Origin of the sequence: Isoptericola haloaureus (genome assembly GCF_036689775.1) — a bacterium.
Taxonomy (GTDB): domain Bacteria; phylum Actinomycetota; class Actinomycetes; order Actinomycetales; family Cellulomonadaceae; genus Isoptericola; species Isoptericola haloaureus.
Genome location: NZ_JBAGLP010000118.1, coordinates 436299 through 462605 on the forward strand (window position 1 = coordinate 436299; position 26307 = coordinate 462605).

The following is a 26307-nucleotide window of genomic DNA, read 5'->3' on the forward strand; positions in this document are numbered from 1 at the left end:
GCGCGGGCGCGGAGCGCGGGACGCGCCCGGGACGCGGGTCAGCCGACCGTGTAGTTCGGTGCCTCGACGGTCATCTTGATGTCGTGCGGGTGGGACTCGGCCAGCGAGGCCGACGTGATGCGCACGAACTGGCCCTTCTCCTGCAGCTCGGGCACGGTCCGCGCACCGACGTAGAACATCGTCTGGTGCAGGCCGCCGACGAGCTGGTGCGCCACGGTGCCGAGGGTGCCCTTGTACGGCACCTGCCCCTCGACGCCCTCGGGCACGATCATGTCGTCGCTGGTGACCTCGGCCTGGAAGTAGCGGTCCTTGGAGTAGGACTTCTTGCCGCGCGAGGACATCGCCCCCATCGAGCCCATGCCGCGGTAGGCCTTGAACTGCTTGCCGTTGATGAGGATGGTGTCGCCCGGCGACTCCTCGGTGCCGGCGAGCATGGAGCCGAGCATGACGGCCTCGGCGCCGGCGACGATGGCCTTGCCGATCTCGCCCGAGTGCCGCATGCCGCCGTCGGCGATGACGGGCACGCCGGCCGGGCGGGCCGCGCGGGAGGCCTCGTAGATCGCGGTGATCTGCGGGACGCCCACGCCGGTGACGACGCGCGTGGTGCAGATCGACCCCGGGCCGACACCGACCTTGATGCCGTCCGCACCGGCGTCGACGAAGGCCTGGGCGCCCTCCTTGGTGGCCACGTTGCCGCCGATGACCTGGACGTGCCGGGTCGCCGGGTCGGACTTCAGCGTGCGCACCATCTCGATGAGCATGCGCACGTTGCCGTGGGCTGTGTCCGCGACGAGCACGTCCACCCCGGCGTCGACCAGCGTGGTGGCCCGCTGCCAGGCGTCACCGAAGTAGCCGATGGCGGCACCCACCATCAGGCGCCCCTGGGAGTCCTTGGAGGCCTGGGGGAACTGCTCGGACTTGACGAAGTCCTTGACGGTGATCAGGCCCGCGAGCCGGCCCTCGTCGTCGACGAGCGGGAGCCGCTCGAGCTTGTGCTTGCGCAGCAGGGCCGTGGCGTCCTCGCGCGAGATGCCGGAGTGGCCGGTGATCAGAGGCTGCGGCGTCATGACCTCGGACACCGTGGTGGTGGCCCACTCCGCCACCGGGGTGAACCGCAGGTCGCGGTTGGTGACGATCCCGACGAGCTTGCCGGCCGCGTCGAGCACCGGGAACCCGGAGACGCGGTACTCGCCGGCGCGCTGGTCGAGCTGCTCGAGGGTGGCGTCCGGGCCGATGGTGACCGGGTTGGAGATGATGCCGGTCTGGGTCCGCTTGACCAGGTCGACCTGGTAGGCCTGGTCCTCGATGGACAGGTTGCGGTGCAGCACGCCGAGGCCGCCCTGGCGGGCCATCGCGATCGCCATGCGCGACTCGGTCACGGTGTCCATCGCGGCGGAGACGAGCGGGGTCCGCAGCGAGATCTCCCGCGTCAGCCGCGAGGTGGTGTCGATGTCCGACGGCGCCAGGTCCGAGTAGCCGGGGAGCAGCAGGACGTCGTCGTAGGTCAGGCCGAGGAAGCCGAACGGATCGTGGGCGGGCGAGGTCGTCTCCGTCATGTCACGAGTCTACGGCGCGCGCACGAGGCCCCGTCAGCGTCGTCCGTCACACCCTTCCGGTCCCGCGGCCACCGGGCGGGTCACGCCCCGACGACCGCCAGCACCTCGTGCAGCAGCCCGGTGAAGGAGCGCACGCGCTGGACCTGGGGGGTCAGCGGCAGCTCGCTGGCGGCGTCGTCACGACGCAGCCCGACGAAGATCGGCAGCTCCGCGAAGCCCTCGTGCACGGCGTGCACGACGTCCAGGTCCGGACGCCGCTGCCCCGTGGCCAGGACCAGGGCGGCGGGACGCACCATGGTCACCAGCTCGAGCGACCGGCGGATGCTGGCCGGGCCGGTGACGATCCGCGCGGTCTTGCCCTTGGCGGTCAGCGCGGCGGCGAGCGCGTGCGCCGAGAGCGGCACGGTCTCGTCGGGCGCGGCGAAGATCAGCACGATGTTGCGCATCCGGCTGGGGTGGTTGGCCGGCGGGCCGCCGTTCTGGACCACCTGCTGCTCGAAGGCGTCGGTGAACGAGCGCAGCGCCTGCAGCGCGGCCGTGGCCAGCACGATCTCGGGGACCGCGCCGGGACCGGCGAGGACGGTGCGCTCGGCGACACGGCTCCAGGCTGGTTCCATCAGGTGGGCCCACCACGCGGCGGGGTCACCGTTCGGCGGGATGCGCACGAGGTCGTCGCACCGGGCCTGGTCGTAGGAGAGCGCGGCGTCGACGACGGCCGACACCTTGCCGGAGGCCTGCTGCGCGTGCGCCGACCCGTTGCCCTGGCCGGCGCCCCGGGGGGCGCTCTGCCCGCCACCGGGCAGGGCGCGCAGGTGCGCGCGGCCGGTGCGGCCGGCGTCGTCCGGGGACTCCTCGGCGGACTCGGTCGACGCGTCCTCGCCGGGCGGGCTCGGGGGCCCGGACCGGCGGGCCTCCTCGAGCTCGTCGACGTCGGCCTCGAGGGCGGCCTGAGCCGCATCCACGGGGGCGACGCCCTCCAGCGTGAGGCGCCGCATGACGAGCAGTCGAGCCACGTCCTCGGGCGTGTAGCGCCGGTGCGAGCCGGCCGTCCGGTCGGACGGCCCGAGGCCGTAGCGGCGGTCCCACGTGCGCAGCGTGGCGGGCGCGACGCCGAGGCGCCGCGCGACGGCCGCGACCGCCAGCCCGGGGCCCGACGGACGCGACCCCCCAGCATCCTGGGCGGGTCGCGAAGAGGTCATGCCTCGATTCTGCCCACGGTGACCCGGGACCGCCACCGCGCCCGGCGGCGCGTCCCGTCGCCGTCGGGAAATCGACATCGAACCTGGCCATGGCGCGATAGCAAGCGGTTCACACCATGGTCACACTGATTCATCCCGGGTGTCGCCGATCGCGTCGACCAGGGGGTTGAACAACTTCTGCCCAACTTGTAGGTTGTTCGCCATGACGGAGATTTCGCGGTTGCCAGGGCCGGTCATGGAGTTGTGGGAGTGGCAGTACCAGGGGTCGTGCCGCGACGCGGACGACACCCTGTTCTTCCACCCGGAGGGTGAGCGCGGGTCGACCCGTCGACGACGTGCGGAGGCCGCCAAGGCGATCTGCCGCAGCTGCCCCGTGATGATGGAGTGCCGCGAGCAGTCGCTGCGGGTCCGCGAGCCCTACGGCGTCTGGGGCGGCCTGAGCGAGGACGAGCGCTCGGCGATCCTCAGCGGCCGCGACCGCGAGCGCAAGAAGGTCGGCTGACCCCTCGCCCGACCGCCCCGGACCGGCGCGACCCCCTCGCCCGCGCCGCCGTCCGAGCACGGCCGCCGTCCGAGCACGACGAGAGCCCCGCACCGATCTCGGTGCGGGGCTCTCGTGCGGGCGGGCCGGTCGTCCGACGACCGGGGTCGACGGACGGACCCGCCGCCTGCGTCAGGTCGTCAGCCGACCACGACGGCGAGGATGTCGCGCGCGGACAGGACCAGGTAGTCCTCCCCGGCGTACTTGACCTCGGTGCCGCCGAACTTGCTGTAGATGACCTTGTCGCCGACCTTCACGTCGACCGGGACGCGCTCGCCCTTGTCGTTGAAGCGGCCGTCGCCCACGGCCAGGACCTCGCCCTCCTGGGGCTTCTCCTTGGCGGTGTCCGGGATGACCAGGCCGGAAGCGGTCGTGGTCTCGGCCTCGACGGCCTTGACGACGATCCGGTCCTCGAGCGGCTTGATGGGGACCGACACGTCGGACCTCCTTGTTCGCGATGACTAGCGTTGACTGGGTCGCGCCCGGCCGCTGTCCGTCGTCGCGGGTGCCGGCACAGCGCGTGCGCTGGGACCAAATCTAGGCAGCCATTAGCACTCTGACAAGTCGAGTGCCAAAGACCGCGCTCCGCACCCGGCCTGAGACGATGTCCCGATGGACGCGGCCTCGCTCAGCAAGCTTCTCAGCCCCGAGGGCTGGACCCTGCTCAACGACCTCCCTCCCTACGACGAGTCGGAGGCGATGGCGCTGGCCACGCGGCTCCGCGCCGAGGGTGTCGACCCCGACCTGGCCGCGGCCGCCCTGACCCAGTCCCGCCTGCGTGCCCGCGCCCGGGCCAAGCTGGGTCCGTTCGCCGACGGGATGCTGTTCACCCCGGACGGCCTCGAGCAGGCGACCCGGCTGACCGTCGCCGCCCTGCACGCGCGCCGCTACCTGGCCGCCGGAGTGCACAAGGTCGCCGACCTGACCTGCGGCCTGGGCGCGGACGCGCTCGCCTTCGCCGGCGTGGGCCTGGACGTGCTGGCCACGGACGTCGACGAGGTGACCGCCGCCCTGGCCACCGTCAACCTGCGCGCCTTCCCCGAGGCCGAGGTCCGGCACGGCGACGGGCTGGCGCTGGACCTGGTCGCCGAGGGCGTCGACGGCGTGTACGCCGACCCGGCCCGCCGCACGCGCGGCGGGAAGCGGGTCTTCGACCCGTCCGCGTGGGCGCCGCCCCTGGATGCCGTGTGGGCGCTGCGCGAGCAGGTGCCCGCCGTCGGCATCAAGGTCGGCCCCGGGATCGGCCACCAGGGGCTGCCCGAGGACGCCGAGACCCAGTGGGTCTCTCTCGACGGCGACGTGGTCGAGGCCGGGCTCTGGTTCGGCCCGCTCGCCCCCGACGGCCCGGGACGCACCGCCCTGGTGCTGCGCACCGAGGACGGCGGCACCGCGGCGCGCGTCGTGCGCCCCGGGGCCGAGGGCGCCGACCTGAACCCCGACGTCGGGCCGGTCGGGAGCTACCTGTACGAGCCCGACGGTGCGGTCGTGCGCGCGGGGCTGGTGGCCCACGTCGCCGCCGAGCTGGGCGGGCGGCTCGTGGACCGCACCATCGCCTACGTCACGACCGACACCCCCGCCGGTCCGCCGCCGTCGGGCACCGCGGCGCCCGCGACGGGCTACCGGGTGCTCGACGTCATGCCCTTCAACCTCAAGCGGCTCAAGGCCTACCTGCGCGAGCGCGGCGTGGGGCGCCTGACGGTGAAGAAGCGCGGCACGGCCGTCACCCCCGAGCAGCTGCGCGCCCAGCTCTCCCTGACCGGCGACGCCGAGGCCACGCTGGTCCTCACCCGGGTCGCGGGGCGTCAGCACGTGCTCGTCGTGGAGCCTCTGCCGAGGTAGACGCCCCTCGGCCGAGCTAGGCGCCCCTCGGCCGAGGTAGGCAACATCCGGCCGCCTCGGGGCGCGCCGGGCGCCCCGGCCGTGGAAGCATGGCGGCATGGTGCTGGAGTTCGAGACCTCCCGGCGGTCGAGCGTCGGCCTGGAGTGGGAGCTGGCCCTGGTGGACGCCGACTCCGGCATCCTGCGCCAGGTGGCCCCCGCCGTCATGGCCGAGCTGGGCCCGGACGCGCGGGCGCGACACGTCAAGCCGGAGTTCCTGCGCAACACCGTCGAGATCGTCTCCGACGTGTGCGACACCGTCCCCGGCGCCATCGCCGACCTGGAGAACGGGGTCGCCCGCGTCCAGGAGGTCATCCGGCCGATGCGGGCGGAGCTCATGGGCTCCGGCACCCACCCCTTCGCGCCCTGGTCGCAGCAGCAGGTGACCGACAAGGAGCGGTACGCCACCGTCGTCGACCGCGCCCAGGTGTGGGGCCGTCAGCAGGTGGTCTACGGCGTGCACATGCACGTCGGGGTGGAGGACCGCGCCAAGGTGCTGCCGATCCTGCGCTCGCTGCTGGTCTACGTCGCCCACCTGCAGGCCCTGTCGGCGTCGTCGCCGTACTGGGACGCCGCGGACACCGGCTACGCCTCGATGCGTGCACTCATCTTCCAGCAGCTGCCCACGGCGGGGTTGCCCTACCAGTTCACCGAGTGGGCCGAGCTGGAGCGCTACACCGCCGACATGCTCAAGACCGGCGTCATCGACGACTTCACCGAGGTGCGCTGGGACATCCGGCCGGCCCCGCACTTCGGCACCGTCGAGGTGCGCATCTGCGACGGCACCTCCAACGTCGCCGAGCTGGCCTCCCTGGGCGCCTTGGTGCACTGCCTCGTCGAGCACTTCTCCACCCTGCTCGACGAGGGCCGCGCGCTGCCCACCATGCCGCGGTGGTACGTCCACGAGAACAAGTGGCGCGCGGCCCGGTACGGCATGGACGCGATCATCATCCTCGACGACGACGGCAACGAGGAGCTGATCACCGACGCGCTGCCCCGGCTGCTCGAGGAGCTGGCCCCCGTGGCGGAACGGCTGGGGTGCGCGGCCGAGCTCGACGGCATCCGCGAGATCGTGCGCCTCGGTGCCTCCTACCAGCGCCAGCGCGCGGTGGCAGCGGCCCACGGCGGCGGGCAGCGGGGCCTGGAGGCCGTGGTCGGGGCGCTGGTGGCCGAGCTGCACGCCGGCCGGCCGCTCGACCCGTCCGTGCTCGGCCGCGGCGCCGCGACCTAGACCGTGATCGTCGTCAGCGGCATCGAGGAGTCCACCGCGATGTCCAGGTCCGACGGCGGCAGCCCGGCGCGCACGACGGCGGACCCGAGCGCCGCGATCATCGCCCCGTTGTCGGTGCAGTAGCGGATCGGCGGGATCCGCAGGTCGATGCCGGCCTCGGCGCAGCGCTCGGCCGCCATGTCGCGCAGCTGGCTGTTGGCGGAGAACCCGCCGCCGATGATGAGGGTGTCGACGTCGTGGGCGCGGCAGGCGGCGATGGTCTTGGCCGTGAGCACGTCCGCGACCGCCGCGGCGAAGGAGGCGGCGACGTCGGCCACGGGGACCTCCTTGCCGGCGTCCTGGCAGGACTCGACCCAGCGGGCCACGGCCGTCTTGAGCCCGGAGAAGCTGAAGTCGTAGGCGTGCCGGGCCTGGTCCTTGCGCGCCGTCAGCCCGCGCGGGAACCGGATGGCCTCCGGGTCGCCCTCGCGCGCGAGCCGGTCGATGTGCGGGCCGCCCGGGTAGGGCAGGCCCAGCAGGCGGCCGACCTTGTCGAAGGCCTCCCCGGCGGCGTCGTCCAGGGTGGAGCCGAGCTCGGTGACGTCGGTGGCGATGTCGTCGACGAGCAGCAGCGAGCTGTGCCCGCCGGAGACAACCAGCGCCATGGACCGCTCGGTGAAGGGACCGTCGACGAGCTGGTTCACCGCGGCGTGGCCGATGACGTGGTTGATCCCGTACAGCGGCTTGCCGAGCCCGATCGAGAGGGCCTTGGCCGCGCTGGCACCGATCGTCAGCGGACCGACCAGGCCGGGGCCGGCGGTCACGGCGACCGCGTCGACCTCGGACAGGTCGACGTCGGCCTCGCTCAGCGCGCGGCGGATCGTGGGGGTCATCGCCTCGAGGTGGGCGCGGCTGGCCACCTCCGGGATGATCCCGCCGTAACGGGCGTGCTCGTCCATCGAGCTCGCCACCGCGTCGAACAGGAGCGTGTCGCCGCGCACCAGGGCGACACCCGTCTCGTCGCAGGACGTCTCGATGCCGAGGACCAGGGGTTCAGGCATGGGCCACATTCTGTCACCCGGTCCGGGTAGGGCGACGTCGCGTGGTGACGCGACCCACAGCCCCGACCGGAATCGTGCGAACGCATGGACGGTTCCCCCGAGCATGACCGACACCGTGCTCGAGACCGCCCCCCTCGCCATCGACGAGGCGGCGGCGGACCGGCTCTTCCGCCACGCCCGTTCGACGTCCCTGTGGACCGACGCCGAGGTCCCCGACGCCCGGCTGGAGGCCGCCTGGGACCTCGCCAAGCTCGGCCCGACCGCGATGAACACCCTGCCGCTGCGCATGCTGGTCGTCCGGAGCCCGGAGGCGAAGCAGCGCCTGATCGAGCACATGGGCGGCGGCAACAAGGCGAAGGTCGACGCCGCCCCGGTGTCCCTCGTCCTGGCCGCCGACCCCGCCTTCCACGAGCACCTGGACGAGCTCTTCCCGGTCTACCCGGGCGTCCGCGAGCAGCTCGCCCCGGCGACCGCGGTCCGCGAGGAGATGGCACGCAAGAACGCGCTGCTGCAGGCCGGCTACCTCGTCGTCGCGCTGCGGGCCGCGGGTCTCGCCGCCGGCCCGATGGACGGCATGGACACCGACGGGATCGACCGGGAGTTCTTCGCCGAGTCCGGCTGGCGGTCGCTGATGGTCGTCAACGTCGGCGAGGCCGACGGCGAGGGTGCGCCGCACCCTCGCAACAAGCGCCTCGACCTGGAGCAGGTCTCCCGCACCCTCTGAGTCTCGTCACCCCACGGCTCCCCCGTGTCGTTGTGGGCATGAAAAATGCGGTCTTGAACCAGTTCAAGACCGCATTTTTCATGCCCACAACGACACACCCACGACGGCTGGCCGACGGGAGCGGTGAGGCGGCGGACGGTCAGCCGGTGGCGACGGGTCGGCCCGGGTCGTTCGACCACTGCGACCACGACCCGGGGTACAGCGCGGCCGTCACACCGACCGAGGCCAGCGCCGCGATCTCGTGTGCGGCGGTGACGCCCGACCCGCAGTACACCCCGACCGGGGCGTCCTCCCGCACCCCGAGGGCGGCGAACCGTGCCGCCAGCTCGTGCGGCGGCCGGAACGTGCCGTCGTCGTCGAGGTTGCCCGTCGTGGGCGCCGAGACGGCACCGGGGATGTGCCCGGCCTGCGGGTCGACCGGCTCCACCTCGCCGCGGTAGCGCTCGGCGGCCCGCGCGTCGAGCAGCACGCCCGACGTCGTCAGGTCGGCCGCGTCGTCGGCGTCCAGCACGGGCATCCCGCCCGGGTGCACGACGACGTCCCCCGGCACGCGCGTGGTCAGGCCGACCTCGAGCGGGTGGCCCGCCCGGCGCCACGCCTCGAGACCGCCGTCGAGGATCCGCACCGCGTGGTGCCCGAACCAGCGCAGCAGCCACCAGGCGCGCGCCGCGGACGTCCCGCCGACGTCGTCGTACACCACGACCCGCGAGTCCGTCCCCACGCCCCAGGAGCGGGCGGCGCGCTGGAACTCCGCCGCCGAGGGCAGCGGGTGACGACCGCTCGCCGGGGAGGGCACCGAGGCGAGCTCGGTCTCCAGGTCGACGTAGACGGCGCCCGGCAGGTGCCCCTCCTCGTAGCGGTCCCGTCCGTCCGTCCGGCCCAGCGCCCAGCGCACGTCGAGCAGCACCGGGGCCCCGCCGAAGGGGTCCTCGAGCCCGCCGAGCTGCAGGTCGGCGGCCAGCACGTCCGCGTCGACCAGGACCTCGCCCCGGCGCTCCGCCCCGGGCGGCGTCACGCGGCGCCGCCGGAGTGTCCGGACGAGGCGCGGGTCTCCGGAGCGGAGGACGCGGCCGCCGCCGACAGGTCCAGCCGCATCGTGTAGGCGTCCTTGTCCTCGGGCTGGTAGTAGCGCTTGCGCAGCCCGAGCTGCTCGAACCCGAACCGGCCGTACAGCGCCAGCGCGCGGTCGTTGTCGACGGCGACCTCGAGCAGCAGGCCGCTCGCCCGCAGTTGCCGGGAGCGGTCCACCAGCGCCTGCAGGAGCTGTCGGCCCACCCCGCGGCCCTGGTACTCCCGCGCCGTGCCGATCGTCATCACCTGGGCGACGTCGCCGTCGAACCACAGGCCCGCGTAGCCGACCACGGGCCGCCGACCCGGGCCGAGACCCAGCGCGTCGGGTCCGTCGAGCTCCGCGACGACGTACCAGCGCCCGAGCCCCGCCAGCTCGTCGGCGAGCATGCCGTAGGTCCAGGCGCCCGGACCGAAGAGCTCGTGCTCGAGCTGCAGGATGCGGTCGAAGTCGGCGCTGGCCAGCGGTCGCAGCCGCACGGACACCGGACGCTGCGTCATGCCCCGCTCCCGGCGGCACGCAGGATGCTCCGGTTCCCGGTGGGCTCCTGGACGTCCGGACGCCGCAGGTACAGCGGCTCCGTCGGCTGCTCCACGCCCGCGGCGCGGCGGGTCAGCGCCAGCCGGGCGAGCACGGTCGCGTCCGGCAGGACGGGGGCGTCCTCCTCGGCCGGCAGGTGGTCCGGGTAGAGGCTGGTGCCCTCCCCCACGACGGCGAGGCGTGCGCCGTCCGCCGCCGGGGCGTCGAGGTGGGCGTCCGCGACGGCGGCCGCCGTGGCGACCTCGGGTCCGCTCAGCACCTCGACGGCCGGGAGGCCGTGCGGCCCCTCGTGCGCGACGACGCGGTACCGGGCCCAGTAGACCTCCTTGCGCCGGGCGTCGGTCGCCACGACGACCTCGTCGCCGGGGTCCAGCCCCAGGTCGGCGACGGCCTCGACCGCGAGCGCGTCGACGCTCGGAACGCCGAGGACCTCGATGCCCAGGGCGAGCGCCAGCGTGCGGGCCGTGACCAGACCGACCCGCAGACCGGTGAACGGCGCGGGCCCGGTGCCACCGACGACGGCGGTCAGGTCGGTCCGCTCCAGCCCCGCCGCGGCCAGCACCTCGGCGATCAGCGGGGCGAGGGACTCGGCGTGCCGACGGCGCTCGTCGGCGGTGCGGACGGCGAGGCGGCCGCCGTCGTCGTCGACCAGGGCGACGGAGACGGCGGCGGACGTGTCGATCGCGAGAACTGCCACGGCACCAGCCTACGGCGAGCAGCCGCCCCGTCAGACCTCGCTGGGGCGCGGGCGCGGCACGAGCCGGGTCAGGTCGACGCCCTGCCAGCGCGGGCCGACGGCGCGCACGGTCGCGCGCCGGACGCCGGCCTCGGGGTGCTCGGTGTCGACGTCGCCGCCGCGCGGACGCTGCAGGTCGACCTCGAGCCGGTCCTCGGTGAGCGCCTCGGCCAGCCCGCGGCCCCACTCGACGACGGTGACGGACTCGTCGAGTGACGAGTCCAGGTCGAGGGCGTCCAGCTCGTCCAGGCCGCCGAGGCGGTAGGCGTCCACGTGCACCAGCGCCGGGCCGGTCGTCCCGTCCTGGCGCGGCAGCGGCGGGTGCTCGCGCGCGACGATGAAGGTGGGGGACGCGACCTGGCCGCGCACGTTGAGCGCACGGCCCAGCCCCTGGGTCAGGGTGGTCTTGCCCGCGCCGAGATCGCCGGTGAGGATCACCAGGTCCCCGGCCCGCAGGATCCCCGACAGCGCCCCGCCCAGCGCCCGCGCGTCCGCGGCCTCGGGCAGGTCCAGCTCGACCTGCGCGACGACGTCACTCACTGCTGTGCCTCTCCTTCGGTCGTGCGGTCCGTCGTGTCCGACCCGGCGGTGCCGACGTACGTCCGCGGCACCCGCGGAGCCAGACGCGTCACGATCTCATAGCTGATGGTCCCCGCGGCGTCGGCCCAGTCCTGGGCGTTCGGCAGCGGTGCCCCGTGCGCCACGCCGTCCGACGCGCCGAACAGGGTCACCACGTCGCCCGCTCGTTCGGCGGCCCCCGGCCCGAGGTCGAGGACGAACTGGTCCATGCAGACCCGGCCCGCCACGCGCAGCACCCGGCCGGAGCCGTCCGCGCCGACGGCGACCGGTCCGCCGGGACCGGCCGCGCCGCCCGAGCCGTGCCGCGGGACGCCGTCGCCGTAGCCCACCGGGACCAGGCCCACGGTCGTGTCCTGGGTCGTGGTGTACAGGTGGCCGTACGAGACGCCCTCGCCGGCGGCGACGTGCTTGACGTTCGCCAGCCGTGCCTCGAACGTCATCGCCGGGCGCAGCCCGTACCGGCCGGGTGGCCCGAGGAGCGGACCGGGCGAGTTGCCGTAGACCGAGATCCCGGGCCGGACCAGGTCGTAGTGCAGCCCCGGCAGGGTGAGCGTGGCCGCGGAGTTCGCGAGGTGCCGCACCTCGGGCCGCAACCCGGCACCGGCCATCTCCTCCAGCGCGGCGTCGAAGGCCGCCGCCTGGCGGTCGATCGACGGGTGGCCGGGCTCGTCGGCGCAGGCCAGGTGCGAGAACACCCCGACGACGTGGATCTCCCCCGACGATTCCAGCCCGGCCGCCCGGCGGGCCACCCGCGGCAGGTCGCCCATCGCGACGCCGTTGCGCGACAGGCCGGTGTCGACCTTGACGTGCACCCGGGCGACCCGGCCGGCCGCCCGCGCACCGGCGGCGACCTCGTCCAGCGCCCAGGGGGCCGCCACGGTGACGTCGACGCCGGCCGCGATCAGCTCGGCGAACGGCGCGCCCGGCGTCAGGAGCCAGACGAGCACCGGCACGTCGGGGCCCAGCCCGGCACGCAGGGCGAGGGCTTCCTCGGCGGTCGCCACCCCGAGCCAGTGCGCCCCGCCCGCGAGCGCCGCCCGGGCCGCGGGGAGCATGCCGTGGCCGTAGCCGTCGGCCTTGACGACGGCCATCAGGTCGGCCGACGGCGCGTGGTCGCGTAGCGCGGAGACGTTGTCGCGGATCGCGTCGAGGTCGACGATCGCGCGGGCCGGGGTGCCGTCGTCGAAGGCGGGAGTCGTCACGGTCGCGATTCTCTCACCGGACCCGGCCCCACCGCTGTGGGCGTGAAATCTGCAGCTCTCGGGGGCCAGGAGCTGCAGATTTCACGCCCACAACACTCAGCGGGAGGGCCAGGCGGACAGGTTGCGCCGAGAGGTGAAGCGGCGCGACCGCCCGGTCAGCGGGTCGGCGAAGGTGAGCGTGCGCGCCAGGAGCTGCAGCGGCGGGCCGTCGTCGGCGTCGTCGTCCGACCCGGCGCGCAGCACGGGCCAGAACGGGTCGTGCCGGATCGGCAGCCCGAGCGAGGCCATGTGCAGCCGGAGCTGGTGGGTCTTTCCGGTGTGCGGCTCGAGACGGTACAGGCCGAGCCCGCGGTCCCGGTCCCGGTCGGCGAGGTCGATCCACGACTCCGCGTTGACCTCGCCGGGCACCTCCTCGGCCCGCACCGACCCGCGGCGCTTGACGATGCGCGACCGGACCGTCCGCGGGAAAGCGGGGCCGCCGTCGTCGTCGGCCGCGGGGAGCGGGGCGACCGCCTCGTAGACCTTGTGCGCGCGGCGCTCCTGGAAGACGAGCTGGTACGGGCCCCGGACCTCGGGCCGGACCGTGAGCACGAGGACACCGGCGGTCGGCCGGTCGAGGCGGTGCGCGGGGACGAGGTCCGGCAGGTCGAGCTCGCGCCGCAGGTGGGTCAGCACGGTGCGGGTGACCCACCGGCCGCGCGGCATCGTGGCGACCCGGTGCGGCTTGTCCACCACGAGCAGGTCTTCGTCGCGGTGCAGCACCTCGATCTCGGCCAGCGCCGGGACGTCGGGCTCGTCGGACGGCGGGTCGCGGTAGAGGTACACGAAGCCCCGCGGACGGTAGGGCGTGTCGTCCGTGACCCGCGTGCCGTCACCCGTGACGACCTCCCCCGCGGCGATCTCCTCCCGCAGGCGAGCCGCGTCGTCGGGAAAGCGGTCCAGCAGGTACTGGGCGGCCGTCGCGAACCGTGCCACGGAGGCCTCGTCGTGCGGCAGCACGAGCCGGGTGGGGTTCAGTCCGTCGCGCACCGGCAGCGGCGGGACGTGCTTGCGCGGGGACGGCATGCCTCCATTGTCGGGCCCCGCCACCCGTCGTCACGACTCCGTAAGGCGCCGCACCCTGGGATCGCGGTCCGCGCCGACGCAGACTGGGGGCATGCGAACCACACGAGGTGCGGCGACGGCCGCCGCGACCCTGGCCCTGCTGCTCGTGGCCGGCTGCGCCGCCGAGGAGACGCCGTCCGCCGCCGGCTCGGCCGCGGACACCACGACGGCCTCCGCGGAGCCGATGGACGACGAGACGGCGGACGACGCGGCGCAGGAGACGGACTCGGACGACATGTCCGCGGACGAGAGCACCGACAGGACGGACGACGCGGATCTCCCCGCCGTCTACGACTTCTCCGCGACGACGCTGGAGGGCGGCACCTTCGTCGGCTCCGAGCTCGCCGACGCGCCCGCCGTGCTGTGGTTCTGGGCGCCGTGGTGCCCGACCTGCCGGGCCCAGATCCCCACGGTGACCGGCCTGGCGGAGACCTACGGCGAGGACGTCGCGGTCGTGGCCGTCGGCGGCCTCGACGACGCGGAGGCGATCAGCGACATGGCCGCGGACGACATCGCCGGGCCCACCCACCTCGTCGACGACGCGGGCGAGGTCTGGCAGCACTTCGGCATGACGCAGCAGTCGACCTTCGTCGTGCTCGACGCCGACGGCGAGATCGTCCTCGAGGGGTCCGTGCCGGAGTCCGAGCTCGAGTCCGTCGTCGCCGACCTCGCGGGCTGACGTGGGCGAGGGGTTCGCGCTCGCTCTCGGGGCCGGCCTGGTGGCGGCGGTCAACCCGTGCGGGTTCGCGCTGCTGCCCGCCTACCTCGCCACCCTGGTGCGACCCGACGACGGCCGGGCGTCCGCCGTCGGCCGCGCCCTGCGCTCGACGGCGGCGCTGACCCTCGGGTTCGTCGCCGTGTTCGGCGCCTTCGGGCTCGTCGTGGCGCCCGTGGCCAGCTCGGTCCAGCGCTGGCTGCCCGTGTTCACCCTGGTGCTCGGCGTCGTGCTCGCCGCTGCCGGCGCGTGGGTGGTCGCCGGGCGCGAGCTGCCGGGGCTGCGGGTGCTGCGCACCGGGACGGGGCGCCCCCTGACGGACCGCTGGTGGTCGGTGGTGGGGTTCGGCGCCTCGTACGCCCTGGCGTCGCTCACCTGCACGATCGCGCCGTTCCTCGCCGTCGTCGTGACGGCCTTCCGCGCCGGGTCCGTGGGGCAGGGCGTGGCGCTGTTCGCCACCTACGCGGCCGGCATGGCCCTGCTCGTCGGCACGGCCGCCGTCGTCGTGGCCGTCGCGGGGGCCGGCGTCGTGGGTCGCGCCCGCCGTGCCGGGCCGGTCCTGGCCCGCGTCGGCGGCGCCATCCTCCTCGTCGCGGGGCTGTACGTGGCCTGGTACGGGTTCTGGGAGCTGCGCGTGCTGTACGGCGGCGCAGGCACCGACCCCGTGGTCGAGGGCGCCGCCGCCGTCCAGCGCTGGCTGGCCTCGACCGCGGAGAGCCTGGGCTGGATCGGTCTGCTGGCGGTGCTCGTCGTCGTGCTCGGGTCCGTGGCGGGCCTGACCTGGTGGCGCCGGCACCGGGCATGATGGGTCGCATGGACATCTACGAGATCCCCTTCGACCGGATGGACGGCACGACGGCGACGCTGGCCGAGCACCGTGACGACGTGGTGATGGTCGTCAACGTCGCCTCGCGCTGCGGCCTGACCCCGCAGTACACCGCCCTGGAGCAGCTCCAGCAGAAGTACGCCGAGCGCGGGTTCACGGTCGTGGGGTTCCCCAGCAACCAGTTCCTGCAGGAGCTGTCCACCGACGAGAAGATCGCGGAGTTCTGCTCGGCCACCTACGGGGTGACGTTCCCCGTGGTGTCCAAGGTCAAGGTCAACGGCAGGAACGCCCACCCGCTGTACGCCGAGCTGACCAAGACGCCGGACGCCGGCGGCCACGACGGCCGCATCCGGTGGAACTTCGAGAAGTTCCTCGTGCTGCCCGGTGGCGAGGTCCGCCGCTACTCCCCCAAGACCGTGCCGGACGACCCGGAGATCGTCGAGGTCATCGAGTCCCACCTGCCGCGCTGACCGTCGGGGCGGGTGCCGGCAGGTCGGCGCGCAGCAGCACCCCGACGCCGCCCGCGAACCGCACGCCGTGCAGCGCGGACGAGCGCACCACCTCCCGGAACCCCCACGGTGCGTGCAGCGCGATCGACGCGGTGTTCGCGGCGTTGACCACGTAGTGCACCCGCCCGGTGCGCCGGGCCAGCCAGTCCATGCGGGTCGCGGTCAGCGCCGTCCCGACACCGCGGCGCCGCCACGCCGGGGCGACGGTCACCCCGCCGAGGTAGTGGCCCGCCGGGGCGACGCCGTCGGACGTCGCGTGCACGTGGGTCTTGGCCCAGCCGACGACGGCGCCGGCGGCCTCGGCGACCACCACCAGCCGCTGCGGGTCGTGCAGGGCCGCCCGCACCCCGTCGAGGAGCTCCCCTCGGCCCGCGGCCTCCTGCACCTCCTCGATCGCGAGCAGGTCGTCCTCGCGGGCCCGTCGCACCGACACGCCCGCGGGGCCGTCCGGCGCGGTCAGCGGCATCACCGTCGCTGCTCGAGCAGCCCGGCCACGGTGGCGGGCACCGCTGCCGCGACGTCCAGGGCGGCGACCGGGCCGCCGGGGTTCGCCCGCTCGGCCGCGAGCCCGTGGACCAGCACGGCACCCGCCGCGACCTCGGCCGCGAGCGCCGGCCCGGCGACGATCTCCTCCGACCGGGCGGCGAGCATCGTGCCCAGGATCCCCGCGAGCACGTCGCCGGCGCCGGCGGTGGCGAGCCAGCCGGGCGCGTCGGCCTGGGCCCAGGCACCGTCGGGGCCGACCACGAGGGTCACGCCGCCCTTGAGCAGCACCGTGGCGCCGGTGAGCTCGTGGGCGCGCCGGGCCCAGTGCAGCGGAGCCGCCTCGACGTCGTCGCGGTGGACGTCCTCGCCGCGGGAGCGCAGCAGACCGGCGAGCTCGCCGGCGTGCGGTGTCAGGACGAACCACGGCGGGTTCGACTCCGCGAGCAGCGGCAGGCCCCCGGCGTCGACGACGGCGGGCACGGGCCCGTACGACGTCCCCGGCAGGTTCCCGGCGGCCACGGCGAGGCCGCCCCGCCCGCGGTCGTGCTGCCCGTCGTCGGCGGGGTCGTCGCGGTCGCGGGTGGTGGGGATGCCGGGGCCGACCACCCACGACTGGACGCGCCCCGTCGCGGTGACGACCTCGGGGCGGGCGGCGAGGACGGCCCGCGCCACGGGGTCCGAGCCGCGGTAGCGCACCATGCCGGTGCCGGTGCGCACCGCGGCCGACGCGGCGAGGACGGCGGCCCCCGGGTAGGTGGCGGTACCGGCCACCAGCCCGACGACCCCGCGGGTGTACTTGTGGTCGGCCGGGCCGGGCACGGGCCAGTATGCGCCGACGTCGGCGGGCTCCAGGCGGCGGACCGCGGGCGGCCCGGCGGGGTCCAGGCCGATGTCGACCACGGTCACCGCACCGACGACACGGGCGGCCGGCGGGAGCAGCAGGCCCGGTTTGGCGGCGCCGAAGGTGACGGTGCGGTCGGCCGCCAGGACGGGGCCGGGCAGCGTGCCGTCGTCGACCCCGATGCCGGAGGGGAGGTCGACGGCCACCACCCAGGGCCCCCTCTCCCGCTCTCGCCCGCCCCCCGGTGCTGTGGGCGTGAAATCTGCAGGCTCGGAACGTTCCGAGCCTGCGGATTTCACGCCCACAGCACACCGGGAGACGAGGGCGGAGACGAGGTCTCCGGCGAGCCCGCGCAGCGCGCCCCGGGCGCCGATCCCGAGCAGCCCGTCGAGGACGACGTCGGCGCCGGCGGCGTCGTCGGCCACGGCCCCGGTCCGCTCCGGCGTGGCGGCGAGGTCGACGACCGTCCCTCCGGCGCCGCGCAACGCGACGAGCCCCCCGGCGTGGACGCGGTCGGAGGTGAGGACCGCGGTCACCGCGACACCGCGGCGGGCGAGGACCGCGCCGGCGTGCAGGGTGTCGCCGCCGTTGTTGCCCGCCCCGACCAGCAGGGCGACGCGCGCCCCGCGGACGTGCCGCCGTCGGGCGCGCAGGTCGGCCAGGACCTGCACCGCCAGGGCGAACGAGGCGCGCTCCATGAGAGGTTCGCCGGCCGCCAGGAGCGGTTCCTCGGCGGCGCGGACGTCGGCGGCGGTCCAGGCGGAGATCATGTCCTCGATCATGCCGCCTGACCCGGGCGGCTCGCAGCGGCGCGGCGGGCCGCGGGGGAATAGGCTCTCAGGCATGCGATTCGGACTCTTCATCCCGCAGGGCTGGCGGATGTCCCTCACGGACGTCCCGCCGGAGCAGCACTGGGAGACGATGCTGTCTCTCCTCCACTACGCCGACAACGCCGCGGCCGGCGAGGCGGTACCGGGCGGTGAGTTCGCCTGGGAGTCGGTGTGGGTCTACGACCACTTCCACACCGTGCCCGTGCCCAGCACCGAGGCGACCCACGAGGCCTGGTCGCTGATGGCCGCCTTCGCGGCCGCGTCCCAGCGCGTCCGCCTGGGGCAGATGTGCACGTGCATGGCCTACCGCGAACCCACCTACCTGGCCAAGGTCGCCTCCACCGTGGACGCGATCTCCGGCGGCCGCGTGGAGATGGGGATCGGCGCCGGCTGGTACGAGCACGAGTGGCGCGCGTACGGGTACGGCTTCCCCACCGCCGGGGAGCGCCTGCGCGCCCTGGACGAGGGCGTGCAGATCATGGCGAACATGTGGCGCACGGGGTCCTCGGGCACGTTCACCGGCGAGCGGTACCAGGTCGACGGTGCGCTGTGCTACCCGCAGCCGCTGCAGCGGTTGGCCGTCGGCCCTTCAGACGGCTCGGGCGACGCCGACCTCGTTCCGTCCATCCCGCTGTGGATCGCCGGCGGCGGGGAGCGGAAGACCCTGCGCACGGCTGCGAAGTACGCCCAGTACACGAACTTCGCCGGCGACCCGGAGGGCTTCGACCACAAGTCGCGCATCCTGGAGCAGCACTGCGCCGACGTCGGCACGGACTTCGGGGCGATCACGCGGTCGGCCAACTACAACGTGGTCATCGGCGAGAACCAGGCCGAGATCGACGACAAGCTGGCCTGGGTGGCCTCGCACTTCTCGCGGTACGCCCCGGGTGAGCCGGGCGAGCGCGAGATCGCCAACTGGCGCAACGGCCCCCTGGTCGGCACCCCGGAGCAGATCGTCGAGACGCTGCAGGACCTGAGGTCCCGCGGCATGACGTACGCGATCACCTACTTCGCGAACGCCGTCGGCGACCGCGAGCAGATCGAGCTGTTCCAGCGTCAGGTCATCCCCGAGCTCCAGGGCTGACCGCTCCCCTGGGTTCGAGCCCGTCCCCCAGACGGTGCTCGGTCGCCGGGATACCGTCCGGTCGTCGAGATACCGGCCCGTCGCCGTCGTCGGCGTCGATCGACCGGTATCTCGGCGACGGAGCGGTCTCTCGAGGGGTCGGTCAGCCCTCGGCGCCCCCGGGTCGGGCCGACCCTGCACTCGCAGGCTCGCTCCGGGTCAGCCCTCGGCGACCACCATCGCCGAGGAGATCCCCGCGTCGTGCGAGATCGACAGGTGCCAGTGCCGCACCCCGAGCTCGTCCGCCCGCGCCTGCACCGAGCCGCGCAGCTCCACCTGGGGCGGCCCGCCGACCACGCGGTGCACCGTGGCGTCGTGCCAGTGCATGGTCCCCGGCGCGCCGAGCGCCTTGGCGATGGCCTCCTTGGCCGCGAACCGGGCCGCCAGCGACGACGCCGGCAGCTCCCGCTCGGCCTCGGTGAACAGCTTCTCGCGCAGCCGGGGCGTGCGCTCCAGGGTCGCCATGAACCGCTCGACGTCCACGACGTCGATGCCCACCCCGATGATCACCGTGTCACCCCTGGTCACCCCTGCCGGCGGGTCACTCGACGGTGACCGACTTGGCCAGGTTGCGGGGCTGGTCGACGTCGAGCCCCTTGGCGCCGGCGAGCGCCATCGCGAAGATCTGCAGCGGCACCACGGCGAGCAGCGGCTGGAGCAGCGACGGGGCCCGCGGGATCCAGAAGATCTCGTCGGCGTACTGCCGCACCGCGTCGTCGCCGTCCTCCGCGATCACCAGCGTGCGCGCCCCGCGTGCCCGGATCTCCTGGATGTTGGAGACGACCTTGGAGTGCAGCTGGTCGCGGCCCCGCGGGGAGGGCACGACGACGAACACCGGCTGGCCGGAGTCGATCAGGGCGATCGGCCCGTGCTTGAGCTCGCCCGCGGCGAAGCCCTCGGCGTGGATGTAGGCGAGCTCCTTGAGCTTGAGCGCGCCCTCCATCGCCACCGGGTACCCGACGTGGCGGCCGAGGAACAGCACCTTGTCGGCGGCCTGCATCGACCGGGCGGTGGCCCGCACGTACTCGCCGCGCTCGATGACGGTCTGCACCTTGCGGGACATGTCGCGCAGCTCGTCGAAGAGCTGGGCGACCTCGTCGGGGAACTTGTTGCCGCGCAGCTGTGCCAGGTACAGCCCGAGGATGTAGGCGGCGGTGATCTGGGCCAGGAAGGCCTTGGTCGAGGCCACCGCGATCTCCGGACCGGCGTGCGTGTACAGCACGGCGTCGGACTCGCGCGGGATGGTCGAGCCGTTGGTGTTGACGATGGCGAGCACCTTGGCACCCTGCTCGCGGGCGTGGCGCACCGCCATGAGGGTGTCCATGGTCTCGCCGGACTGCGAGATCGCCACCACCAGGGTGCGCTCGTCGACGATCGGGTCGCGGTAGCGGAACTCGTGGGCGAGCTCGACCTCGACCGGGATGCGGCACCAGTGCTCGATGGCGTACTTGGCCACGTGCCCGGCGTAGGCCGCCGTCCCGCAGGCGATGACGATGATCTTGTCGACGCTGCGCAGCACGGACTCGTCGATGCGCAGGTCGTCGAGGACGATCCGGCCCGAGGAGTCCGTCCGACCCAGCAGGGTGTCGGCGACGGCGTGGGGCTGGTCGTGGATCTCCTTGTCCATGAAGGAGTCGAATCCGCCCTTCTCGGCGGCAGCCGCGTCCCAGTCGACGGTGAACCGCTTGCCCTCGGCCGGCGCGCCGTCGAAGTCCGTGACGGTCACCGCGTCCGGGGTGATCGTGACGATCTGGTCCTGGCCGAGCTCGAGCGCCTCCTTGGTGTGCTCCACGAAGGCGGCGACGTCGGAGCCCAGGAAGTTCTCCCCCTCGCCGAGGCCGACGACGAGCGGCGAGTCGTGCCGGGCGCCCACCACGGTCTGCGGGGCGTCGGCGTGCACGGCGAGCAGGGTGAAGGTCCCGGTGAGCTGGCGGGCGGTGGCGGCCATCGCGGTGGCGAGGTCACCGGCCGCCCGGTACTCGCGCGCCAGGAGCTGGGCGGCGACCTCCGTGTCCGTGTCGGACAGGAACGTGACGCCGTCGGCCGTCAAGGAGTCGCGCAGCTCGCTGTAGTTCTCGATGATGCCGTTGTGGATGACCGCGAGACGGTCGCCGTCGGCCAGGTGCGGGTGGGCGTTGGTGTCGGTGGGGCCGCCGTGGGTCGCCCACCGCGTGTGCCCGATCGCGGCCGTCGCGGCTGGCAGCGGGTGCGCCGCGATCTCCGCGACGAGGTTGTCGAGCTTGCCGGACTTCTTGGCGAACGCCGCCTCGGGGCGGCCGGGGCCGACGAGCGCCACGCCCGCGGAGTCGTACCCGCGGTACTCGAGTCGCTTCAGCCCGGCCAGGGCCACCTCCAGCGGACGCTCGCTCGCGTCCGGGCCTCCGGCGACGGCAGTACCAGTCCCGGCGTATCCGACGATGCCACACATGCGCCGGAGTCTACCCGCGCGCCCTGGGCGTCCCCGAGCACCGGATTGCCGTCATCGGTCCCGACTCGGGCAGAATCGTCCCTGTGACCTTCGCGAGCCAGCACAGCCCCGCACCCGGCGAACCGGTGCCGCCGCGGCCGCTGAGCGAGCACCTGTCCCGGTTCGCCCCCGCCTCGCCGTACGTGGACTTCGACCGCGCGGCGTGGAGCCGGCTGTCGGAGCAGACGCCGCTGCCGCTGACCGACGCCGACGTGGAGCGCCTGCGCGGCCTGGGCGACCCGATCGACCTGGCGGAGGTCGACGCCGTCTACCGGCCGCTGTCGCGCCTGCTGAACCTGTACGTGACGGCGACGGGCGGGCTGCACCGGGCGACCTCGACGTTCCTCGGCGAGGACCCGCCCCGGACCCCGTACGTCATCGGGGTGGCGGGCTCGGTCGCGGTCGGCAAGTCGACGACGGCGCGCGTCCTGCGCGAGATGCTGGCGCGCTGGCCGGAGACGCCGCACGTCGAGCTGATCACCACCGACGGGTTCCTCTACCCGAACGCGGAGCTGGAGCGGCGCGGGCTGATGACGCGCAAGGGGTTCCCCGAGTCGTACGACCGCCGCAAGCTCATCCGTTTCCTGTCCCGGATCAAGGCTGGCCAGGCCGAGGTCCGCGCCCCGGTCTACTCCCACGTCACCTACGACATCGTGCCGGGCGAGGAGACGGTGGTGCACCGTCCCGACGTGCTGATCGTCGAGGGGCTGAACGTGCTGCAGCCGGCGCGGTACTCCTCCATCGACGAGTCGACGGTGGCGGTGAGCGACTTCTTCGACTTCTCGATCTACGTCGACGCCCGCACCCGCACGATCCGCCAGTGGTACGTCGACCGCTTCCTCAAGCTCCGACGCACGGCGTTCAGCCGGCCCGAGTCGTACTTCCGGCGCTACGCCGAGCTGTCCGACACCGAGGCGACGGACCGCGCCCTGCACATCTGGGAGACCATCAACGCGGTCAACCTCGAGCAGAACGTGCTGCCCACCCGCAGCCGGGCCACGCTCGTCATGAGCAAGGGGGCGGACCACGCGGTCCAGCGGGTCAGGCTACGCAAGCTCTGAGTCGTCGCGGCCGACGGCGACCTCCTGGGGCAACGGCGCCTGCTCGCGCATCTCCTCCAGCACCTCTTCGCGCGGGGTGAAGACCTGCACGACCCGGTCGACCAGCAGCCCCAGCAGCCCGCCGCCGACGACGCCGACGGCCATGGCCAGCAGCGGGTCGTGGCCGAGCACGCCGGCGGCGGCCACCCCGATCAGCGTGGAGTAGGCGGACCAGAGCACCGCGGCGATCGCCGAGAAGATCATGAACCGGCGCTGGGGGTACGCCACGGCGCCGGCGGTCATGTTCACCGCGACCCGGCCGACCGGGATGTAGCGCGCGGCGATGATGAACACGGCACCGCGCCGCGAGAGCGCACGGCGCGCCCAGGAGACCGCCTTGCGGCCGCGCTGCGAGCGCAGCATGCCGATGCGGTCGGTCCCGACCCGGCGGCCCAGGACGTAGGCCAGGTTGTCGCCGAGCCAGGCGCCGACGCCGGCGATGGGCACGATGAGCCAGAGCCACGGCAGGCCGGTGGCCTGGGCGGAGATGACGAGGGTCACCAGGACGGACTCGCTGGGGACCGGCGGGAAGAAGCCGTCGATGAACGCCGAGGCGAACATCGCCGGGTAGATCCACAGCGACGCGGCGACCTCGAGGATCCATCCCTCGAGCTGCTCCAGCAGCGTCGTCAGACCCGGCACGCGTTTCCCTCGTTCGTCAGCCGGGCGTCCCCCCGGCGATGGGTGGCACCGACCGGTGCCCGGGAACCAGCGTAGGGGTCCGCGGGCACCTGGTGGGTCCGCCGGACGCTCCGACAGGCCCTGCGCCGCGAACGTTCACAGGGGATTCACAGAGCCGTCTCGCCCTGTCGACGAGGTCCCGTCCTCAGGCGCCGGGCAGGTCGAACCCGAGCTCCTGCGCGGCCCGGCCGGGGTCCGGGTCCCCGGCGAAGTGCCGCAGCAGGTTCTCGTTCGAGGTCAGCGACCGCGGGACCGCCGCGTCGAGGTAGAGGCGACCGTGCAGATGGTCGGTCTCGTGCTGCACGATCCGCGCGGGCCAGCCCGTCAGCACCTCGTCGAGCGCCGTCCCGTGCTCGTCCTGACCCGTCAGCCGGACCCGGCGGTGACGCGCGACGACGGCCTGCCAGCCCGCCACGGACAGGCACCCCTCGTAGAAGGGCACGTCGGGGGCGTCGTCGACGGGCGCGCAGCGGGGGTTGACCAGCACGCGGAAGGGCAGGGGGTGCCGGTCCCTCGGGTCGTCGGGGACGCCGGCGTCCTCGCACACGGCGATCGCCAGCCCGATCCCGACCTGCGGGGCGGCCAGCCCGACGCCGGGAGCCGCGTGCATGGTGCGACGCATCGCGCCCAGCAGCCGCGGCAGCACGTCGCCGAGCTGTCCGGTGTACGGCGCGGCCGGACGCCGCAGCACGGGGTCGCCGGCCTGCACGATCGGCAGCACGCCGGGGTGGTCGGTGCGCCCCTCGGCCACGTCGAGCAGGTCGGCGACGGCCTCGGCGAGCTCCGGACGGACCGGACCCGACCAGCCGGTCACAGGGCGAGCTGCTCCCGGACCACGGCCGCGAGCCGCTCCGCGACGCCGTCGGCCTGCGCCTGGCTGGCCGCCTCGACCATGACCCGCACGACCGGTTCGGTGCCCGAAGGTCGCAGCAGCACACGCCCCGTCTCGCCGAGCACCGCCTCGGAGGCCTCGACGGCCTCGACCACGCGCTCGTCCGTGCCGGCGCGGGTCTTGTCGACGTCCTTGACGTTGATGAGGGTCTGGGGCAGCCGCGGGATCTCTGCGGCCAGGTCGGCCAGCCGCTGACCGGAGGCCTTGACCCGCGCCGCCAGGTGCAGCGCGGTCAGGACGCCGTCCCCCGTCGTGGCGTGCTCGGCCAGGATGATGTGCCCCGACTGCTCCCCGCCGAGACCGAAGCCGCCCGTGCGCATGTCCTCCAGGACGTAGCGGTCGCCGACGGCGGTCTGCCGGGTGGCGATCCCCGCGTCGCGCATCGCCAGCAGCAGACCGAGGTTGCTCATCACGGTGACCACGAGCGTGTCCTGCGGCAGACGGCCGTCCACGCGCAGCGACTTGGCCAGGATGCCGAGGATCTGGTCGCCGTCGACGAGCACCCCGCCGTGGTCGACGGCGAGGCAGCGGTCCGCGTCGCCGTCGAAGGCGACGCCGAAGTCGGCCTCGGCCGCGACGACGACGGCCTGCAGCTGCTCGGGGTGGGTCGAGCCGGCCTTCTCGTTGATGTTGCGCCCGTCCGGGCTGGCGTTGATGACCACGACGTCGGCCCCGGCCTGGCGCAGCGCCTCCGGGCCGACCTGGCTCGCGGCACCGTTGGCGGCGTCCACGGCGATGCGCAGACCCTCCAGCGGCCGGTGGTCGGGCGTGGTGCCGATGCTGGCGGTGACGTGGTCGACGTACTGGCGGACGGCGATGCCCTCGTCGGCCCGGATCCGGCCGACGTCGGCACCGGTCGGGCGTTCACGGCCCGTGCCGAGCAACGCCTCGATCTCGTCCTCGACGCCGTCGTCCAGCTTGAGCCCGCCGCGGGCGAAGAACTTGATGCCGTTGTCGGGCATCGGGTTGTGCGAGGCGGAGACCATGACGCCGAGGTCGGCCTGCATGGCGCTCACGAGGAAGGCGAGGGCCGGGGTCGGCACGACGCCGAGGTCGACGACGTCGACGCCGGAGCCGGCCAGACCTGCGCTCACCGCGGCCGAGAGGAACTCGCCGGACGCCCGGGGGTCACGACCCACGACGGCCTTGGGGCGGTGCCCCACGGTGTCGGTGCGACGTCCGAGCACGTCCGCGGCGGCGCTGCCCAGGTCGAGCGCCAGCTCGACGGTCACGTCGCGGTTGGCCAGGCCACGGACACCGTCCGTGCCGAAAAGTCGTCCCATCAGTCCTCCTCGCCCCACATCCGGTCGATCCTAGCGGGCGGGGCACCCTGCCCCGCGCCGTGCCCCGGGCGGCTCCGTCCCCGGGGACGCGAACGGCCCCGTCGGGCGGGCCGACGGGGCCGTTCGTGCGAAGCAGCGACGATCAGCGCTTCGAGTACTGCGGAGCCTTGCGGGCCTTCTTGAGACCGGCCTTCTTGCTCTCGACCGCGCGCGCGTCGCGGGTGAGGAAGCCGGCCTTCTTGAGAGCGTCGCGGTTGGCCTCGCGGTCGATCTCGTTGAGGGCACGGGCGATCGCGAGTCGCAGCGCGCCGGCCTGGCCGGAGGGGCCACCACCCGCGATGCGGGCGATGACGTCGAAGCGGCCCTCGACCTCGACCAGCTTCAGCGGGTCGTTGACGAGCTGCTGGTGCACCTTGTTCGGGAAGTACTGCTCGAGGGTGCGACCGTTGATCTTCCACTCACCGGAGCCCGGCACGAGGCGAACGCGCGCCACGGCCTCCTTGCGGCGGCCGAGGGCCTGCCCCGGGGCGGTGATGGACTGACCGCTGTTGGCCACGGGGGCCTCGGTCTCGGAGGTGTAGTTGCTGGGCGTGTTCTCGTCCAGCTCGGTGTCGACGGTGGTGTCAGCCACTGGTATTCCTTCGCTCGGCGTCGGGCAGCGGCTCAGGCCTGCTGCGAAAGCTGGGTGATCTCGAACGGCTGGGGCTTCTGCGCCGCGTGCGGGTGCTCCGCGCCGCGGTAGACCTTCAGCTTCTTGAGCTGCTCGCGAGCGAGCTTGGTCTTGGGAAGCATGCCGCGCACAGCCTTCTCGACGGCGCGCTCGGGGTTCTTCTCGAGCAGCTCGCCGTACGAGATCGAGCTGAGACCACCCGGGTACCCGGAGTGGCGGTAGGCCCGCTTGTTCTCGTGCTTGTTGCCGGAGAGGGCCACCTTCTCCGCGTTGATGACGACGACGAAGTCGCCGCCGTCCACGTGCGGGGCGAAGGTCGGCTTGTGCTTCCCGCGCAGGAGCGTGGCGACCTGGCTGGCCAGACGGCCCAGCACGACGTCGGAGGCGTCGACGACGTACCAGTCACGCTGGATGTCGCCGGGCTTCGGGGTGTAAGTACGCACGGTTGCGTCACCTTTTCGTGTTCGGTGTCGTCGGGCGAGAAG

At 73.9% G+C, this 26307-nt stretch carries 28 protein-coding genes; 9 read left to right on the plus strand and 19 right to left on the minus strand.

Annotated features, from left to right (window positions below):
- Positions 1-38 precede the first annotated feature (38 nt).
- Both guaB and V5O49_RS12090 read right to left on the minus strand, forming a co-directional pair.
- Positions 39-1556, minus strand: coding sequence for an IMP dehydrogenase (gene guaB / locus V5O49_RS12085; RefSeq protein ID WP_278236581.1), 1518 nt, complete (start codon positions 1554-1556; stop codon positions 39-41).
- Positions 1557-1636: 80 nt separating this feature from the next.
- Positions 1637-2755: a MerR family transcriptional regulator gene (locus V5O49_RS12090; protein ID WP_332902459.1), complete on the minus strand. Its 1119-nt coding sequence runs from the start codon at positions 2753-2755 to the stop codon at positions 1637-1639.
- Between the two features lie 202 nt (positions 2756-2957).
- On the opposite strand from V5O49_RS12090, the gene V5O49_RS12095 reads away from it, so the two are divergent.
- Positions 2958-3257: a WhiB family transcriptional regulator gene (locus V5O49_RS12095; RefSeq protein ID WP_278236579.1), complete on the plus strand. Its 300-nt coding sequence runs from the start codon at positions 2958-2960 to the stop codon at positions 3255-3257.
- 179 nt (positions 3258-3436) lie between these two features.
- Here the strand turns inward: V5O49_RS12095 and groES are convergent, their stop codons facing one another.
- The gene (groES, locus tag V5O49_RS12100; RefSeq protein ID WP_172152756.1) at positions 3437-3733 is read right to left on the minus strand and encodes a co-chaperone GroES; all 297 of its coding nucleotides are present in this window, start codon (positions 3731-3733) and stop codon (positions 3437-3439) included.
- Positions 3734-3908: 175 nt separating this feature from the next.
- On the opposite strand from groES, the gene V5O49_RS12105 reads away from it, so the two are divergent.
- On the plus strand, positions 3909-5135 hold the full coding sequence (locus tag V5O49_RS12105) for a class I SAM-dependent methyltransferase (protein WP_332902460.1): 1227 nt from the start codon (positions 3909-3911) through the stop codon (positions 5133-5135).
- A 97-nt stretch (positions 5136-5232) separates the two neighbouring features.
- Entirely contained in the window at positions 5233-6405 is a 1173-nt protein-coding gene (locus V5O49_RS12110) for a glutamate--cysteine ligase (protein ID WP_332902461.1), read from the plus strand.
- Here the strand turns inward: V5O49_RS12110 and tsaD are convergent.
- A complete protein-coding gene (tsaD, locus tag V5O49_RS12115) occupies positions 6402-7445 on the minus strand; it encodes a tRNA (adenosine(37)-N6)-threonylcarbamoyltransferase complex transferase subunit TsaD (RefSeq protein WP_332902462.1) in 1044 nt (347 codons plus the stop codon). The genes V5O49_RS12110 and tsaD overlap by 4 nt on opposite strands.
- Before the next feature lie 103 nt (positions 7446-7548).
- Here tsaD and V5O49_RS12120 point away from each other — a divergent pair, with 103 nt between their 5' ends.
- Positions 7549-8169: a malonic semialdehyde reductase gene (locus V5O49_RS12120; protein ID WP_332902463.1), complete on the plus strand. Its 621-nt coding sequence runs from the start codon at positions 7549-7551 to the stop codon at positions 8167-8169.
- Between the two features lie 139 nt (positions 8170-8308).
- Here the strand turns inward: V5O49_RS12120 and V5O49_RS12125 are convergent, their stop codons facing one another.
- From V5O49_RS12125 to V5O49_RS12150, 6 genes are all read right to left on the minus strand, one after another.
- The gene (locus tag V5O49_RS12125; protein WP_405001177.1) at positions 8309-9184 is read right to left on the minus strand and encodes a sulfurtransferase; all 876 of its coding nucleotides are present in this window, start codon (positions 9182-9184) and stop codon (positions 8309-8311) included.
- Entirely contained in the window at positions 9181-9738 is a 558-nt protein-coding gene (gene rimI, locus V5O49_RS12130; RefSeq protein WP_332902464.1) for a ribosomal protein S18-alanine N-acetyltransferase, read from the minus strand. The genes V5O49_RS12125 and rimI overlap by 4 nt, the downstream gene beginning before the upstream one ends.
- Positions 9735-10475, minus strand: coding sequence for a tRNA (adenosine(37)-N6)-threonylcarbamoyltransferase complex dimerization subunit type 1 TsaB (tsaB, locus tag V5O49_RS12135; RefSeq protein WP_332902465.1), 741 nt, complete (start codon positions 10473-10475; stop codon positions 9735-9737). The genes rimI and tsaB overlap by 4 nt, the downstream gene beginning before the upstream one ends.
- Positions 10476-10505: 30 nt before the next feature.
- Positions 10506-11054 carry a tRNA (adenosine(37)-N6)-threonylcarbamoyltransferase complex ATPase subunit type 1 TsaE gene (gene tsaE / locus V5O49_RS12140; RefSeq protein WP_332902466.1) on the minus strand — a complete coding sequence of 183 codons (549 nt, stop codon included), beginning with the start codon at positions 11052-11054 and terminating at the stop codon, positions 10506-10508.
- On the minus strand, positions 11051-12295 hold the full coding sequence (alr, locus tag V5O49_RS12145; RefSeq protein ID WP_332902467.1) for an alanine racemase: 1245 nt from the start codon (positions 12293-12295) through the stop codon (positions 11051-11053). The genes tsaE and alr overlap by 4 nt, the downstream gene beginning before the upstream one ends.
- A 96-nt stretch (positions 12296-12391) precedes the next feature.
- A complete protein-coding gene (locus V5O49_RS12150) occupies positions 12392-13360 on the minus strand; it encodes a pseudouridine synthase (protein ID WP_332902468.1) in 969 nt (322 codons plus the stop codon).
- Positions 13361-13451: 91 nt separating this feature from the next.
- Between V5O49_RS12150 and V5O49_RS12155 the strand changes: the two genes are divergently transcribed.
- Genes V5O49_RS12155 through V5O49_RS12165 form a run of 3 tightly spaced genes read left to right on the plus strand, consistent with a single transcriptional unit; the run spans position 13452 to position 15410 of the window.
- On the plus strand, positions 13452-14078 hold the full coding sequence (locus V5O49_RS12155) for a TlpA family protein disulfide reductase (protein ID WP_332902469.1): 627 nt from the start codon (positions 13452-13454) through the stop codon (positions 14076-14078).
- Position 14079: 1 nt separating this feature from the next.
- Positions 14080-14919 (plus strand): cytochrome c biogenesis CcdA family protein, encoded by an 840-nt coding sequence (locus V5O49_RS12160; protein ID WP_332902470.1) that lies wholly within the window; start codon positions 14080-14082, stop codon positions 14917-14919.
- A gap of 8 nt (positions 14920-14927) precedes the next feature.
- Entirely contained in the window at positions 14928-15410 is a 483-nt protein-coding gene (locus tag V5O49_RS12165) for a glutathione peroxidase (protein ID WP_278236567.1), read from the plus strand.
- On the opposite strand, the gene V5O49_RS12170 is transcribed toward V5O49_RS12165, so the two are convergent.
- Together V5O49_RS12170 and V5O49_RS12175 are read right to left on the minus strand one after the other, a co-directional pair.
- The gene (locus V5O49_RS12170; RefSeq protein WP_332902950.1) at positions 15385-15915 is read right to left on the minus strand and encodes a GNAT family N-acetyltransferase; all 531 of its coding nucleotides are present in this window, start codon (positions 15913-15915) and stop codon (positions 15385-15387) included. The genes V5O49_RS12165 and V5O49_RS12170 overlap by 26 nt on opposite strands.
- Entirely contained in the window at positions 15915-17546 is a 1632-nt protein-coding gene (locus V5O49_RS12175; protein WP_332902471.1) for an NAD(P)H-hydrate dehydratase, read from the minus strand. The genes V5O49_RS12170 and V5O49_RS12175 overlap by 1 nt, the downstream gene beginning before the upstream one ends.
- Positions 17547-17619: 73 nt before the next feature.
- Here V5O49_RS12175 and V5O49_RS12180 point away from each other — a divergent pair, with 73 nt between their 5' ends.
- Positions 17620-18690, plus strand: coding sequence for a TIGR03560 family F420-dependent LLM class oxidoreductase (locus V5O49_RS12180; protein ID WP_332902472.1), 1071 nt, complete (start codon positions 17620-17622; stop codon positions 18688-18690).
- Between the two features lie 198 nt (positions 18691-18888).
- Here V5O49_RS12180 and V5O49_RS12185 read toward each other — a convergent pair whose 3' ends face one another.
- Both V5O49_RS12185 and glmS read right to left on the minus strand, forming a co-directional pair.
- Entirely contained in the window at positions 18889-19239 is a 351-nt protein-coding gene (locus V5O49_RS12185; protein ID WP_278236563.1) for a holo-ACP synthase, read from the minus strand.
- 31 nt (positions 19240-19270) lie between these two features.
- Positions 19271-21157 carry a glutamine--fructose-6-phosphate transaminase (isomerizing) gene (gene glmS / locus V5O49_RS12190; protein ID WP_332902473.1) on the minus strand — a complete coding sequence of 629 codons (1887 nt, stop codon included), beginning with the start codon at positions 21155-21157 and terminating at the stop codon, positions 19271-19273.
- Positions 21158-21297: 140 nt separating this feature from the next.
- Here glmS and coaA point away from each other — a divergent pair, with 140 nt between their 5' ends.
- Complete coding sequence (coaA, locus tag V5O49_RS12195) at positions 21298-22257, plus strand: type I pantothenate kinase (protein ID WP_405001192.1); 960 nt, start codon at positions 21298-21300, stop codon at positions 22255-22257.
- Here coaA and V5O49_RS12200 read toward each other — a convergent pair.
- The 5 genes from V5O49_RS12200 to rplM form a co-directional block, all read right to left on the minus strand.
- A complete protein-coding gene (locus tag V5O49_RS12200; protein WP_278236561.1) occupies positions 22243-22938 on the minus strand; it encodes a DedA family protein in 696 nt (231 codons plus the stop codon). The genes coaA and V5O49_RS12200 overlap by 15 nt on opposite strands.
- Positions 22939-23122: 184 nt before the next feature.
- On the minus strand, positions 23123-23791 hold the full coding sequence (locus V5O49_RS12205) for a peptide deformylase (RefSeq protein ID WP_405001178.1): 669 nt from the start codon (positions 23789-23791) through the stop codon (positions 23123-23125).
- Positions 23788-25152, minus strand: a complete 1365-nt coding sequence (gene glmM, locus V5O49_RS12210) for a phosphoglucosamine mutase (protein ID WP_332902474.1) — start codon at positions 25150-25152, stop codon at positions 23788-23790. Before glmM ends, V5O49_RS12205 begins: the two co-directional genes overlap by 4 nt.
- Positions 25153-25294: 142 nt before the next feature.
- Entirely contained in the window at positions 25295-25783 is a 489-nt protein-coding gene (gene rpsI / locus V5O49_RS12215) for a 30S ribosomal protein S9 (RefSeq protein WP_332902475.1), read from the minus strand.
- 32 nt (positions 25784-25815) lie between these two features.
- Positions 25816-26265 carry a 50S ribosomal protein L13 gene (gene rplM / locus V5O49_RS12220; protein ID WP_278236558.1) on the minus strand — a complete coding sequence of 150 codons (450 nt, stop codon included), beginning with the start codon at positions 26263-26265 and terminating at the stop codon, positions 25816-25818.
- Positions 26266-26307 lie beyond the last annotated feature (42 nt).

Bases quoted from the DNA above. Each gene is read 5' to 3' on its own strand.
- guaB (WP_278236581.1), bottom strand. From the start codon at position 1,556: ATGACGGAGACGACCTCGCCCGCCCACGATCCGTTCGGCTTCCTCGGC.
- V5O49_RS12165 (WP_278236567.1), top strand. From the start codon at position 14,928: ATGGACATCTACGAGATCCCCTTCGACCGGATGGACGGCACGACGGCG.
- V5O49_RS12105 (WP_332902460.1), top strand. From the start codon at position 3,909: ATGGACGCGGCCTCGCTCAGCAAGCTTCTCAGCCCCGAGGGCTGGACC.
- V5O49_RS12095 (WP_278236579.1), top strand. From the start codon at position 2,958: ATGACGGAGATTTCGCGGTTGCCAGGGCCGGTCATGGAGTTGTGGGAG.
- rimI (WP_332902464.1), bottom strand. From the start codon at position 9,738: ATGACGCAGCGTCCGGTGTCCGTGCGGCTGCGACCGCTGGCCAGCGCC.
- V5O49_RS12175 (WP_332902471.1), bottom strand. From the start codon at position 17,546: ATGATCTCCGCCTGGACCGCCGCCGACGTCCGCGCCGCCGAGGAACCG.
- V5O49_RS12170 (WP_332902950.1), bottom strand. From the start codon at position 15,915: ATGCCGCTGACCGCGCCGGACGGCCCCGCGGGCGTGTCGGTGCGACGG.
- glmS (WP_332902473.1), bottom strand. From the start codon at position 21,157: ATGTGTGGCATCGTCGGATACGCCGGGACTGGTACTGCCGTCGCCGGA.
- V5O49_RS12090 (WP_332902459.1), bottom strand. From the start codon at position 2,755: ATGACCTCTTCGCGACCCGCCCAGGATGCTGGGGGGTCGCGTCCGTCG.
- V5O49_RS12180 (WP_332902472.1), top strand. From the start codon at position 17,620: ATGCGATTCGGACTCTTCATCCCGCAGGGCTGGCGGATGTCCCTCACG.
- V5O49_RS12150 (WP_332902468.1), bottom strand. From the start codon at position 13,360: ATGCCGTCCCCGCGCAAGCACGTCCCGCCGCTGCCGGTGCGCGACGGA.
- tsaD (WP_332902462.1), bottom strand. From the start codon at position 7,445: ATGCCTGAACCCCTGGTCCTCGGCATCGAGACGTCCTGCGACGAGACG.
- V5O49_RS12120 (WP_332902463.1), top strand. From the start codon at position 7,549: ATGACCGACACCGTGCTCGAGACCGCCCCCCTCGCCATCGACGAGGCG.
- V5O49_RS12155 (WP_332902469.1), top strand. From the start codon at position 13,452: ATGCGAACCACACGAGGTGCGGCGACGGCCGCCGCGACCCTGGCCCTG.
- V5O49_RS12110 (WP_332902461.1), top strand. From the start codon at position 5,233: ATGGTGCTGGAGTTCGAGACCTCCCGGCGGTCGAGCGTCGGCCTGGAG.
- glmM (WP_332902474.1), bottom strand. From the start codon at position 25,152: ATGGGACGACTTTTCGGCACGGACGGTGTCCGTGGCCTGGCCAACCGC.